Here is a 14,213-nt window from a genome sequence, read left to right as displayed (position 1 = left end):
CTTATTAATAATGTTAATGAGGTTTAACAATTAAATTCATTGTTAAATTTTATTAATAAATAGGCTTCCAAATGAAAATGATTATAATTGGCATTCTTTCTGTCTGTTGATCGATGTTATGCGTTTTCATATTTCTTCTTTGAGTTTATTCATTCTGGCCGTGATGACTACAGCAGCGTTTGCTCAGGGCGAGACACAGGAAACAGCATCATCCCAAGTTTTACCGACTTTGCAATTTGAAGCCCAAGATGCAGATGACAAAGCGGCATATGCAGCAAAAACAGCATCAGCTGTTTTGCGTTCAGATGCACCACTGTTTGAAACTGCGCAATCGATCAGCGTGATTACTGAAAAACAACTCGAACAGAAACAAGCGAAAACACTGTCTGAAGCCTTGCAGGGTGTAGCGGGGGTCACCGCAGGACAGTATGGTCGCCGTGGTTGGGATGACTTTATTATTCGTGGGCAGGTTTCCAGCGCACAGACCTATGGCGATGGCTTGCGTATTCAAACTTCTGATAATGCCCTACGTTCAGAAGACATCAGTGGCTTGCAGTCGATTGAGGTTGTCAAAGGGCCGACATCGACCGGTTTTGGCTTTGCCTTACCGGGCGGCTTAGTTAACTTAACCACCAAACGTCCTGAAGCTGAAACTTTTTCTCGGGGCAGTGTGAGCTATGGCAGTAATGCCTTTGTAGATGGCACATTTGATATCAATTATGCGCCAAATGATAGCGAAAAAGGGGCGTTTCGTGTGGTGGGTCATGCCTCTGACCAAGATGATCCAACTGATTATGTTTATTATAAAAATTATTATATTGCACCGTCTTATAATTTTGACTTAGGTGAAAAAGACGAATTGTCTGTGATTGCCAGCTATCAGCATCGGGATTTTATTCGCCAGCAGGGGATTCCCTATAGCAATGGCGCTTATAAAAACTATTCACAGACCTTATTTTTTGGCGCGCCGAATCTAAGCAATACGGTCGATGTTCTGCGCTTAGGGTCGAACTATGCGCATTATTTTGATAATGGCTGGACCTTTAAGCAAAATTTTGCAGTCACCAAAACCGATGCAGATAACAATCCTGTATTGGCAGCTAGTGGCGCTTCTTTACCAACCTTCAAACGGACGGTGGAAAGACAGATTAAAGATGATGTGAATTTTGCGCTGGATCATAATTTGTCGCGTCATTTTGATTGGGGCAAAACCCAATATGATTTGATGGTGGGTTTGGACATGATGCATGAGCGTAGTGATTATGAACGGAGAAGTTATACAGCAACAACGGATTTTAATGCGGACAATCCTGTTTACACTTCAATGGCAAAGGCGACCAAAACCAAAACGCATCAAATTACAGATACCCAATATATGGGTGTATATCTACGTAATAATTTTAAAATTGATGATCATTGGATCTTGGGCTTATCGGGTCGTCATGACTGGACGCAGGTCGAAGTCGATGACCTTTTTAATGATACGACGCTGAAAAACTCGGACAATGCTTTCACGGGTAATGCGTCCTTGATGTATCAAATCAATGATAAGTTCGCGCCCTATGTGAGTTATGCAACCTCATTCTTTCCTGTGAGCGACACTGGCGCTGGCGGAACACTATTGGACCCTGAAGAGGGAGAGCAGTTTGAGGTTGGGGTTAAGTTCCAAGGGCTGAATCAACGGCTGCAAGGCTATGTGGCTTATTATGATTTAACCCGTCAGAATGTCACAGAGCCAGATTCAACAAATACTCATCACGTACAAATTGGTGAGCAAAAGACCAAAGGTTTTGAAACGGAATTATCAGCTGCGTTGACGGATCAATGGAACTTGACCGCAACCTATAGTTATATTCCAACTGCAAAAATTACTGAAAGTGAAACCAGCAGCGATATTGGCAAGCGAATTAACCATGTGCCTAAAAATGCCGCCTCTTTATCAACCCAGTACTTCTTTGCAGATGAGCAATTGGGTTGGAATATTGGTGCCAGTGCGAATTATCAAGGTGCGCGTACAGCACAACGTGAGACTTATTATGTACCGTTATCGAGCTATACGCTGTATGACGTCAGTGCCGGTTATGAGGCGAAAAATTGGGGCGCAAAATTCAGCGTAAAAAACCTGTTTGATAAAGAGTATTTAGTCGGAACCACGCCAAATGCACAATTGGTGAGCTGGGGCGATCCACGTACTTTCCGTTTCAGCTTAAATTTTAAATACTAAGCAGAATTACACTGCATCACATCTGGATTCAATAACAGTTGAGACCAGACCATTCTTTCCAGTAAGCCTCAATCTTTGATTGAGGCTTACTTCTAAAAACAGTGATATGAGCCCAGATTTAAATTTTATAGCATGGCGCTAAGTGTTTAGAGAGAAGCGTCATGCTTGCTTTTGTTATTTTTGTTTTTGCTGTCGCAGGCATGATTAAGGGCACCATTGGATTGGGCTTGCCCGCCGTGTCGATGGGACTTTTATCTTTGGTGATTAGTCCATTTCAAGCGGCAACTTTGCTGATTATCCCTTCCATGGTCACGAACTTCTGGCAATTGTTCGCAGAAGGGCGCGTACTGCGACTGGTACAGCGCTTTTGGCCGTTGCTGGTGGGCATGATCATTGGTTCAGTTTGGAGTGTTTTTCCTACACTTGGACATGGCGAATTTCAAAGTGAAGCGCTGTTGGGCGGGATGCTGGCCATTTATGGTCTATATGGTTTGTTTGCCAAAAACATGCCCAACTTAGCCCCGTATGAAAAATATTTATCACCGATCATGGGCTATTTGGGCGGTGCTTTGACGGTGGCGACAGGGGTGGTGGTGATTCCCGTAGTACCATATTTGCAGTCCTTGCATTTGAAACGGGATGATTTGGTACAATCGCTTGGTCTTGCCTTTACTGTTTCAACCTTGTGTCTGGCCACGTATTTACATCTAAATCCTGTTGAAGACACTCCAATTGACTATCAACTGTCGTTGATCGCACTGCTGCCTGCATTGCTCGGAATGTGGTTGGGCACCAAAATTCGCTACCGCATCCCTGAGCAAGCCTTTCGTAAGTTGTTCTTTGTGGGGCTAGTCTTATTTGGCAGTTATATGGTTTTACATCAATTGGGCTGGCTTTAATGCGCAATGGGTTGGTCATGTTGGCTCAAGAGGAATTGACTAAAGCGTTGATAATCTGTGGGGAGCTGATCAAAACACCGTGCTGCTAATAGCAACTTGCGGTTGGCCCATTTGCCTAAGAGTTCAATTTGCTGAAAATCATACTGTGCTTTTAAACGCAGGGCTGCCCGTTTGGGAATAATCGCAATGCCGACGCCATTGGCAACGACTTGGGCAATCGCGGCAAAGTTCGGCACCCGTAGACGATAGTGGATGTCACAGCCTAAGCGTTTGGCTTGCGCTTCTATTGACTGTTGTAAGGAGTGATATTGCATGAGGCCCACAAACGGATGTTGCAATAATTCACCCAGTTCTAGTTGAGCTGCAGTTGCAAGTGGATGCTGGCTTGGGCAGATCAGTACCAAAGGGTCTTCAGCAAATTCTTGGGTTTCAAGTTGTCCCGCATCAAAAAAACCAGAGATCAGTCCCAACTGCGCCGTACCTGTACTGAGGGCCTGAATAATGTCATTGGTTTCGGCTTCTTTTAATTCAATATGAATCTTTGGATTTTCCATTAAATACTGCGGCAATAAATGCGGTAAGTACTCACTCTGCGCCGATGAGTTGCACCACAATATAATGTTGCTCGTTGCACTGTGGGCAAAGGGCAGCATGGCCTGTTGTAATTGCTGCTGTTGTTGCAGCAAGTGCTGTGCATGTTCTGCAAAGGTTTGTCCAGCAAGGGTTGCTTTTACCCCAGTTGCATGGCGGGTAAATAAACTGACTTCAAAATGGTGTTCTAATTTTTTAATCCGATCACTGGCGGCCTGTAACGAAATGGCGGAACGTCCTGCACCTTTGGTCAAACTGCCTGTACTCAGGATATTGATAAACAATTGCAGATCAAAAAAATCAAGGCGCATGGCAGGGTCAAAGCGGAAAATGTTGCTTTATCTTAGTCCTTTTTGCGTTTTGAGACATCCCTTTAGGTGTAATAGGAGTCAGAGCATTAGACCAAAAAAAGCAGCCCGAAGGCTGCGATCAACAATGGATAATCAAAATATCAGATAGATTAATCTTTTTGCCCTAAGCTGAAGAACCAGTTTAAGAACAATGCTGCAAACGTAGCAGTACCAATACCACCCAAGTTAAAGTTGCCAATTTGTAAGGCAAAATCACCTGTACCTAAAATGATGGTGACTGCAGCGACCATCAGGTTTTTGTTCTGTGAAAAATCGACTTTGTTTTCAATCCAGATTTTTGCACCTGCGATGGTAATCAAACCAAACACCACAATCGACGCACCGGTTAAAATCGCGGTCGGAATGGTATGGATGATGGCACCAAATTTCGGAGACAGACCTAAGAAAATGGCAAACACACCTGCAATGGCAAAAATGATGGTCGAGTAAACTCGTGTGACTGCCATGACTCCAATGTTTTCACCATAGGTGGTCATGCCTGGTGCGCCGACACCGCCTGCTAATGTTGTTGCGACACCATCGGCAACAAACGCTTTACCAATGTGCGGATCAAGGTTTTCACCGGTCATCGCACTCACGGCTTTAATGTGACCGAGGTTTTCTGCCACCAAAATTAACGCGATTGGTGCAATAATCATCATGGCATTGGCATTAAATTCAGGCGAATGAAAAGTCGGTAAACCAAACCAAGCGGCTTGCTGAATTGGTGCAAAATTAATCGCTGTGCCATAGCCCATAACATTGGTCACGATGAAATAGACCAAGTAAGACAGTAGCAAACCAATTAATAATAAGAGACGCTGCAATAAACCACGGGTAAAGACTGCAATCGAGCCCATACATAATACGGTAACCAGTGCCATCCACATATTAAAGGAATTGCCCGCAACGCCTTTGACCGTCACTGGGGCAAGGTTGAGACCAATAATCATCACCACAGCACCTGTCACCACAGGCGGCATCAGTTTTTCAATCCACTTAGTGCCCGTTGCCATGACCATAAAACCAAACAAGGTATAGAGCACGCCGCAGGCAATAATACCGCCGCCCGCCATAGCTAAATTTGGATTGAGTGCGCCTGTGCCCGATGCGGTATAGCCCGTTGCTGCAATCACGACCCCAATAAAGGCAAAACTTGAACCTAAATAGCTTGGAACACGTCCACCCGTCATAATAAAGAACAAGATGGTACAAATCCCGGACATTAAAATAGCAAGGTTGGGATCGAAGCCCATTAAGAAAGGTGCAAGAACCGTTGCTCCAAACATGGCAAAGGCATGCTGCACACCTAAAATTGCACTTTGTGAAGCAGGGAGGTATTCACTTGTGCCAACAGGACGTGCATCGATATTGCCTTCGTACGGGCGCCATTTGGGAAACCAATTGGACATTTTTTGAGCACTCTAAAGATAAATTGTGCACATCATACTCTTGTTTTTTAGAAGATTTAATCAGTGATACAAAAAATTGTTCAAACTAATCTTATGACTTTTCAGAACTTTTTACCGTATGGTAAAACTTTTAATTTTTAAAAATAATGAAAAATCAAGGTTTAATTGGTAAATTTAGCCAATCGCTCATTCATAAATATTTATGATTGGATTGATAAAAAATTATAAAAGGTTTGACCATGCGGTCAATAAAAAAGCACATCATGCTGATGTGCTTTAAATGGAGCGGGCTTAAAACTTTATCCTGTGTTACGAAGACCCGCTGCAATGCCGGCGATACTCACCATAAGTGCATGATCTACAGGTGTATTTGTTTCCTGACGCTCTTCTAGGTAACGGCGGCGACGTTTCATTAACTCTGCTTGGAGTAAATGCAGGGGCAATAAATACGGTTTGCGCACTCTCATCGACTGATCTAAAACTTCGTTACTGCTGAGGAGTTTAGACTCACCTTTAAGCGCCAAGAGGGTTTGCACCGCATACTTTAAGCGCTGACGCAGATGTTCACCGAGCACTTTCAAGTCTTCATCATCGGTCAGATGCGACTCATAATACAGCGCCACATGAGCATCAGACTTTGAGAGCACCATTTCCAGCATATCAATCAGGGTTTGGAAATACGGCCAGGCCACCAGCATTTCATCTAAGGTAGTCTTATGTCCTTGATCAATCACTTGGTTAATTGCCGCACCAGTACCCAACCAAGCGGGTAGCATCAAACGAATCTGGGTCCACGCAAATACCCAAGGAATGGCACGTAGAGACTCAATGCCGCCAGTGACTTTACGTTTTGCAGGGCGTGAGCCAAGCGGTAACATTTGCAGTTCAAGCTCTGGCGTCACTGTACGTAAGTACTTTACGAAGTGCGGGTTTTCTCGCACGGTTTGACGATACACCTGTACCGACAAATCGGTCATGCTGTGCATTAACTCGCGCCACTCAGGTTTTGGGACGGGCGGTGGAAGTAAAGTGGCTTCTAAAGTGGCAGCGGTATAAATCTCTAGGTTTTGTAGCGCAATACCTTCTAGACCAAACTTGAAGCGAATCATTTCACCTTGTTCAGTGACTCGAATTGCACCTGAAATCGAGCCAGGTGGCTGTGAAAACAGGGCTTGTTGCGTTGGCGCACCGCCACGGCTGATGGAACCGCCACGACCATGAAATAGTGTGAGTTGTACGCCATGCGTTTTCGCAATTGCGGTTAATTCTTCTTGCGCACGGTACTGTGCCCAATTGGCTGACATAAAGCCTGCATCTTTTGCCGAGTCCGAATAGCCAATCATGACTTCATGTTTGCCCTGAATATGCTGTTTATACCAATGCATATTGAATAGGGTATTCATGGTGGCTGCGGCGCCATCTAAGTCTTTCAATGTTTCAAACAATGGCACCACACGTAGTGGATGTTGGATGCCTGCTTCTTTTTGCAAAAGCAGTACCGCCAGCACATCACTAGGATATTCAGCCATCGAAATAATGTAGGCACCTAAACTTTCTTGAGGCTGCGCTGCCAAAGTACGCATGGTGGCAAATACTTCTTGCACTTCAGGTTGTTCAATTAAGCTTTGCGCAGGTTCATTTAAATGCTTGGGCAACAGTGGACGTTTGCTTTGTAGCTCTTGCAATAAGAAGTTTTGGCGCGCTTGTTCGGTCCACGTTTCAAAATTACCCAAACCCAAATATTCAGTAATGGCTGAAATCGCTTGGCGATGACGGCCTGACTCTTGGCGAATATCCAGTTTTAGCAGTTCAATCCCGAAACAGTTCACCCGATGGATAAAGTCCAGCAGTTTCCCATTGGCAATTTCAGGCAGATTGCTGGCAATTAAAGAGCGATAACACAGCAGTAAAGGCTGGAGCAGTTCATCTTTGGCTTTAATCACCAAGCTGTCATCGGCATCGGCACCGCGCAGTTTTTCTGCGAGCCAATGGCGCGTAGCTTTCAGCCGTTCGCGAGTATCACGTAAATATTCACGGTACGGTTCAGGATGGTCTTGACCCAAGGCTTGACGCAGTTCATCGCTACAGCTTTGAATCGACAGTTCCCAACGCAAATCTTCAATGTCACGTAAATAAAGATCAGCCGCTTTCCAACGCGATAGCCACAGGACTTCTTGAGTAATGTTGTGTGTCACATTCGGGTTGCCGTCACGGTCACCGCCCATCCATGAAGCGAAACGTACAGGTGCGACATGGAGAGGCAGACGTTGGCCACAGTGTTCAATCACCATGTCATCTAGTTCACGCATGAACTTCGGTACGGCATTCCATAAGGTTTGCTCAATAGTGGTAAAGCCCCATTTTGCTTCATCGACTGGGGTTGGACGGTGTTGACGAATTTCATCGGTCTGCCACGCCGAACAGATCAGTTGTTTTAAGTCTTCAAGGACTGTTTGGCGCTCACGAGGGGTCAGTTTTTGCTGATCCATTTTAAATAAGGCATCGTTAATACCATCATATTTTTGGATCAGGGTACGACGGCTGACTTCAGTGGGGTGAGCGGTCAGAACCAGTTCAATATTTAAATCACAGATTTGCTGGAACAGCGTATCGGTTGAAATGTCGTTATTTTTAAATTTAGCAAAGAGGTGGTCGAGCGGATTTGGAGAGGGTGCGGTCTCATCAAATTCACTTTGACGACGGCTACGGACCACATGGTATTGCTCTGCAATATTGGCAAAGTTCAAAAAGTGGGTAAAGGCACGTGTCAGAGGTAAAATTTCATCATCTTCAAGGCTAAAAAACAATTGTTCCAGCTGTTTTTCAGCTTCGACTTGACCATCACGAGCACCTTTAGACAATGCCCGAATTTGCTCGACCTGATTAAACAAATCTTGTCCTGCATGCTCCTTGAGGGTTTCACCCAATAGGTTGCCGAGTAATCGGACATCTTCACGTAGTGGAGCATCAATTTGTTGAATCATGATTATTATTCCCTCGTTGTTCTTAATTTGACTATACCCCGATTCGATGACAATCCAAGTAGGAGCAGACAAAAGTAGGGGATTAATTGCTGAATTTAGAAGCAAATGAACCACTTAGGGTAAGTGGTTGTGCTAAAGTAAAGAGGGAGTTTTAATTTCAAGTATTTGAATTAATTATAAAAATATAAATTCAATTAACCAAATCTTAAGGTTTTTGTAAGGGGTATTTTAATAAAAAAATCGCAATGGCTTCTTGAATCAGTTGCTCGCGTTGTTCGGCATTTGGCACTTCATTCATCCCCAGTAACATTTCTTGGTGGCGATATCCAAACAGTAAAGACATTAATAAGGTGATGACCTCATTGACCTGTTCAAACTGAAGCACGCCTAAGGCTTGAGCTTGGGCAAAGAACTGTTCCCAAATCGCCCGCATTTTGAGGTGAGAGGCTTTATAGAAGTTCTCTAGTAATGGGTTTTGTTCAGCGGCCAGCTGTAATAGTAGGTGCTCCAGCTTGATGGCCTCAGGCAGGTTAATAATATGCATCGATAGCGCACAAATCTGTTCGAGCATGGGCACAAAGTCTTCGGCACGTTGCAATTGAAATGAACGACCCAGCATTAGCTTTTCACAGGTTTCCTCAATCGCACAACTGAACAGATTGGCTTTGTCCTGAAAATGGTTATACACCGTGAGTTTGGTGACGTACGCTTCCTTGGCAATATGGTCCATGCTGGAGCCGTGGTAGCCATGTTGTAAAAACAACTGACGTGCCACCTCCAAAATACGTTGCCGTTTTTCTAAATCCTTGGGACGTCCTGCTGAAGCTTGCACACATTTTCCTAAAAAAAGTTCAAAAAGTCATTTACATCTGAGCATATCTTTAATTAGTGTACTATGCAGTATATTAATTAAAAAATAACCAAATTAAGTCTGGATATTGTGCCTGATTAATTGGTGGTTATGGAAGAAGAGCAGACTTCATGAGCAAAATTCAGACCCTTGTGGCAAGTATGATGGTGGTGTGTAGTATCACCTTGTGGGGATGTAGCAAAGACACGACCGAACCAGAGTCAGTGCCTTTGGTAATGGTGAGCCAACCGAATACCACGCATCTAGAACAAAAAAGCTATGCAGGCGAAGTGCAAGCCCGCCAACAAACGGCACTGTCCTTTCGTGTTGGGGGACAAGTCACAGAGCGTCTGGTCGATGTGGGTGACCAAGTTAAAGTCGGACAAGTTTTAGCGCGCTTAGATGTACAGGATGCCCAGTTGCAATTAAATGCAGCCAAAGCACAGTTAGAAAGTGCTCAAGCGGCTGAAAAAAATGCGCAGGATGAACTCAAACGCTTTAAGCAATTATTACCGAGTCATGCGGTGAGTCGTTCACAGTACGACAGCGTTGAAAATCAATATAAAGCCGCACTATCGAGCTTGAAACAAGCACAAGCCAATTATAACGTTACGCAAAACCAAACCAGTTATAACCAACTGATCGCCAATAAAAACGGCGTAATTACCGAGCGTAATATTGAAATTGGACAGGTGATTTCAGCAGGGCAACCCGCGTTTCAACTGGCCATTTCAGGTGATCGTGAAGTGGTAATTGGTGTGCCTGAACAAGCGATTGCTCAGATTAAAGTTGGACAGGATGCAATCGTCACCTTGTGGTCTAAACCCGATGAACGTTTTGCTGCCTATGTCCGTGAAATTTCACCTGCCGCAGATCAGTCACGTACTTTTAGTGTCAAAGTGGCTTTGCGTGAAGGACAAAATACGATTCAACTGGGACAGAGTGCTCGGGTGTTTTTCAGTTCAACTGAAAGCAATGTGTTGAGTGTACCGTTAGCCAGTGTTTCCGCTGCAGGTAAAAATGCTTATGTCTGGGTGGTGAATGCTGACAACAGTATTCGTAAAGTGCCTGTCAGTGTGGGGGAGTATAGTCGAAACAGCGTTACCATTCGTTCAGGTTTACAGCCAAAGGACTATGTCGTGGTGGGTGGGGTGCATTTACTGCGTGAAAAACAAAAAATTCAACCAATTAGCCGTGACAATAAAACGGTCAAGATTGCGACAGGGAGTTAAGCATGAACTATAACCTGTCGGAATGGGCCTTAAAGAATAAGGGCTTGGTCCTTTATTTAATGTTGTTACTGGGCATCGTGGGTGTGGTGTCTTATTCCAAACTAGCACAAAGCGAAGACCCACCTTTTACCTTCAAAGTGATGGTGGTACAGACCTATTGGCCGGGTGCAACGGCGCGCGAGGTGTCTGAACAAGTGACCGACCGTATTGAAAAAGAGCTGATGACCACGGGTAAGTATGAGCGCATTATGGCCTACTCCAGACCCGGCGAGTCGATGGTGACTTTTGTGGCACGAGATGCCATGCGCTCCAGTGAGATACCTGATGTGTGGTATGACGTACGCAAGAAGGTTGGAGACATCAAACATCAGCTGCCCAATGGGGTACAAGGACCATTCTTTAATGATGAGTTTGGTGATACTTTCGGCAACATTTATGTGCTGACCGGTAAAGACTTTGATTATGCGGTGATGAAAGAATATGCCGACCGTTTACAGTTACAACTGCAACGCGTCAAAGATGTCGCCAAAGTCAACTTGGTCGGGCTGCAAGATCAAAAGATTTGGATTGAAATTTCCAACACCAAGTCGGCGCAGTTAGGCATTCCTGTGACAGCGGTACAACAAGCCCTGCAACAGCAAAATACCATGGCCAGTGCAGGCTTTTTTGAAACAGAATCGGATCGTATTCAACTCCGAGTCACAGGGCAAATTAAGAGCGTTGAAGAACTGCAACGTATGCCTTTATTGGTCAATGGGAAAACCATCCAGCTCAGCGATGTTGCCGACGTCTATCGTGGCTTTAGTGAACCCGCTCAACCCCGTATGCGCTTTATGGGTGAAAATGGCATTGGTATTGCAGTGTCGATGCGTAAAGGTGGCGACATCTTGGCTTTGGGTAAAAATTTAGAAACTGAGTTTTCCAAGCTGCAAAAAACCTTACCTTTAGGGATGGAGCTGAAAAAAGTTTCAGATCAGCCTGTTGCGGTGAAGCGTAGTGTCAACGAGTTCATGAAAGTTTTGGCTGAAGCGCTGATTATTGTACTGCTAGTCAGCTTTTTCTCGCTGGGTTTCCGGACTGGACTGGTGGTGGCATTCTCAATTCCACTGGTCTTGGCCATGACTTTTGCAGGCATGAATATTTTTGATGTCGGTCTGCATAAAATTTCTTTGGGTGCCCTGATTTTAGCGCTGGGCCTCTTGGTCGATGACGCCATTATTGCTGTGGAAATGATGGCAATCAAAATGGAACAAGGCTACAGCCGACTACAAGCAGCAGGGCATGCATGGCGAACGACGGCTTTCCCAATGTTGACGGGCACTTTGATTACCGCTGCGGGCTTTTTACCAATTGCCACGGCAGCGTCCAGTACAGGTGAATACACTCGCTCTATTTTCCAAGTGGTGACCATTGCCTTAATTGTGTCATGGTTTGCAGCGGTGCTTTTTGTACCTTATTTGGGTGACAAACTCCTGCCCGATTTTAATAAAGAGCTGATTCAAAAAGCGCCGTGGTATAGCCGTCTGTGGGCACGTTTGCGCAAACAGCCAGAACCTCAGCCGATGGTGCATCATGCAGGTGAGCATCATGATCCTTATCAAACCAAGTTTTACCAAGGTTTTCGCTGTTGGGTCGATCTGTGTGTGACCTATCGCAAAACAGTCATTGCAACGACTGTAGCTATTTTTGTGCTCTCGGTGTTGATGTTTAAGTTAGTACCGCAGCAGTTTTTCCCACCCTCGAATCGTGCCGAAATTTTGGTCGACTTAAAGCTTGAAGAAGGTGCATCTTTAACGGCAACTGAAAATGCGGTGAAAAAAGTTGAACAGTTCCTGTCGAAGCAAGAAGGCATAGATAATTATGTGGCATATGTTGGCACAGGCTCGCCACGTTTTTATTTACCGCTCGATCAGCAGCTACCACAGGCCAGCTTTGCTCAGTTTGTGGTCTTGGCTTCTTCATTGGATGATCGCAATGAAATTCGTAAATCCTTAGACACCCAAATCCGTCAGTTATTGCCCGATGTGCGTACTCGCGTCTCTTTACTTGAAAACGGTCCTCCTGTCGGTTATCCACTTCAATATCGCGTGTCGGGTGAAGACTTGACCCAAGTGCGTGCTTGGGCGGATAAAGTCGCGTCGATGCTGAGTGCTAACCCCAACACCACCAATGTGCATTTGGACTGGGGTGAACCAAGCAAGATGATCAATTTAGAGATTGATCAAGACCGTGCCCGCCAAATGGGGGTATCGAGTTTAGATTTGGCCAATTTCTTGAACAGCTCAATTTCGGGTGCCACCATTAACCAGTACCGTGAGAAACGTGAGCTGATTGAAATCCGTTTACGTGGTGATCAAGCCGAGCGGGTTGAAGTGGCATCACTGGCGAGCCTTGCCGTTCCAACCTCAAATGGCGGAACAGTACCGTTGGCACAAATTGCAAAAACTGACTATAGCTTTGAAGAAGGTTTGATTTGGCATCGGAACCGTCTACCGACCATTACGGTACGTGCGGATATTCGGACCAAGTTACAACCGGCCACTGTGGTGGATGAAATGGCGGAGCAGATGAATCAGCTGCGTGCGGAACTGCCGAATGGTTATTTGGTTGAAGTTGGCGGCACAGTGGAAGAGTCTGCACGTGGGGGTAAATCGGTCGCAGCGGGTATGCCTTTATTCTTGGCCGTGGTCATGACTTTGCTGATGATTCAACTGCGCAGTATGTCTCGTGCCACGATTGTCTTGCTCACCGCACCTTTAGGTTTGATCGGCGTGGTGTTGTTCCTACTACTGTTCAATAAACCTTTTGGCTTTGTTGCGATGTTGGGCACCATTGCCTTGTCGGGCATGATCATGCGTAACTCGCTGATTTTGATTGATCAGATTGAGCAAGACATTCAAGCGGGGCATGAATCATGGGATGCAATCATCGATGCGACGGTGCGACGTTGTCGTCCAATTGTACTGACGGCATTGGCAGCTGTTCTGGCGATGATCCCATTGTCTAGAAGTATTTTCTTTGGACCTATGGCCGTTGCGATCATGGGCGGACTAATTGTGGCGACGCTATTAACCCTGTTCTTTTTACCTGCCTTGTACGCGCAGTGGTTTAAAGTAAAAAAAATTAGCCATAAGCTGTAAATTTATGCCAATATCAGGTGCGAAACGTTGAAAATTTCAATATAGTAGCACCTGAAATTTATGGCATTTTTATAAAGCAGTTTTTTGCTACACATTAAAAAACCAACGATGTGGCAAATGGGGTTAAACGCATGATGCAAGACAATGTAACCAAGTATCGCCGCTCTATCGCGATTTCTTATGTCTTCATGTTTTTGGCTTTGTTTACTGTGATTAGTGGCGCATTTTCCTATTGGTATGCCCGAAAAGTCACGCAAATTGATCATGCCGAAGTGTGGTTACAAGCGCAAGCACTTTGGGTCATGCGCAATATTGTGATTTATAGCATTTTGGCGTTATTTGCAGCGTTGTGGTTTATTCCTCTTATTTTCTTCACTTGGGACAGCGCATTATGGGTGACTGGATGCACGGTTGCAGGTGTGGTTTTTAGCTGTATTGCATTTCTCTTCCTTCTAAATGCATGGTTTAAAGGCCTGTCTAAATTTTTGAAAAATAAAGCAGTTTTCTAATTCTACTGATTTTTTTTCAAAC

The 14,213-nt window shown here is 44.9% G+C and carries 9 protein-coding genes; 5 read left to right on the top strand and 4 right to left on the bottom strand.

Translation table 11 applies throughout. The features are described 5' to 3' along the window. Nucleotides 1-118: 118 nt before the first annotated feature. On the top strand, nt 119-2,224 hold the full coding sequence (locus HUK62_RS00730) for a TonB-dependent siderophore receptor (RefSeq protein WP_176536826.1): 2,106 nt from the start codon (nt 119-121) through the stop codon (nt 2,222-2,224). A 161-nt stretch (nt 2,225-2,385) separates the two neighbouring features. Next, nucleotides 2,386-3,123 carry a sulfite exporter TauE/SafE family protein gene (locus tag HUK62_RS00725; RefSeq protein ID WP_176536825.1) on the top strand — a complete coding sequence of 246 codons (738 nt, stop codon included), beginning with the start codon at nt 2,386-2,388 and terminating at the stop codon, nt 3,121-3,123. Here the strand turns inward: HUK62_RS00725 and HUK62_RS00720 are convergent. From HUK62_RS00720 to HUK62_RS00705, 4 genes are all read right to left on the bottom strand, one after another. After that, a complete protein-coding gene (locus HUK62_RS00720) occupies nt 3,120-4,025 on the bottom strand; it encodes a LysR family transcriptional regulator (RefSeq protein ID WP_176536824.1) in 906 nt (301 codons plus the stop codon). The two genes, HUK62_RS00725 and HUK62_RS00720, sit on opposite strands and share 4 nt — an antisense overlap. A 149-nt stretch (nt 4,026-4,174) precedes the next feature. Beyond that, a complete protein-coding gene (locus tag HUK62_RS00715; RefSeq protein WP_005401435.1) occupies nt 4,175-5,476 on the bottom strand; it encodes a solute carrier family 23 protein in 1,302 nt (433 codons plus the stop codon). A gap of 299 nt (nt 5,477-5,775) precedes the next feature. Then, nucleotides 5,776-8,460: a phosphoenolpyruvate carboxylase gene (gene ppc, locus HUK62_RS00710; protein ID WP_176536823.1), complete on the bottom strand. Its 2,685-nt coding sequence runs from the start codon at nt 8,458-8,460 to the stop codon at nt 5,776-5,778. Between the two features lie 205 nt (nt 8,461-8,665). Next, a complete protein-coding gene (locus HUK62_RS00705) occupies nt 8,666-9,292 on the bottom strand; it encodes a TetR/AcrR family transcriptional regulator (protein ID WP_176536822.1) in 627 nt (208 codons plus the stop codon). Between the two features lie 149 nt (nt 9,293-9,441). Between HUK62_RS00705 and HUK62_RS00700 the strand changes: the two genes are divergently transcribed. From HUK62_RS00700 to HUK62_RS00690, 3 genes are all read left to right on the top strand, one after another. Beyond that, the gene (locus HUK62_RS00700) at nt 9,442-10,542 is read left to right on the top strand and encodes an efflux RND transporter periplasmic adaptor subunit (protein ID WP_176536821.1); all 1,101 of its coding nucleotides are present in this window, start codon (nt 9,442-9,444) and stop codon (nt 10,540-10,542) included. A gap of 2 nt (nt 10,543-10,544) precedes the next feature. Then, nucleotides 10,545-13,682: an efflux RND transporter permease subunit gene (locus HUK62_RS00695; protein ID WP_176536820.1), complete on the top strand. Its 3,138-nt coding sequence runs from the start codon at nt 10,545-10,547 to the stop codon at nt 13,680-13,682. Nucleotides 13,683-13,813: 131 nt separating this feature from the next. After that, nucleotides 13,814-14,191 (top strand): hypothetical protein, encoded by a 378-nt coding sequence (locus HUK62_RS00690; protein ID WP_004691852.1) that lies wholly within the window; start codon nt 13,814-13,816, stop codon nt 14,189-14,191. Nucleotides 14,192-14,213 lie beyond the last annotated feature (22 nt).

It is taken from the genome of Acinetobacter sp. NEB 394, from assembly GCF_013374795.1.
Taxonomy (GTDB): Bacteria; Pseudomonadota; Gammaproteobacteria; order Pseudomonadales; family Moraxellaceae; genus Acinetobacter; species Acinetobacter johnsonii.
Note: the sequence above shows the minus strand (reverse complement) of the source record. Positions and strands in the feature narration are given on the sequence as shown.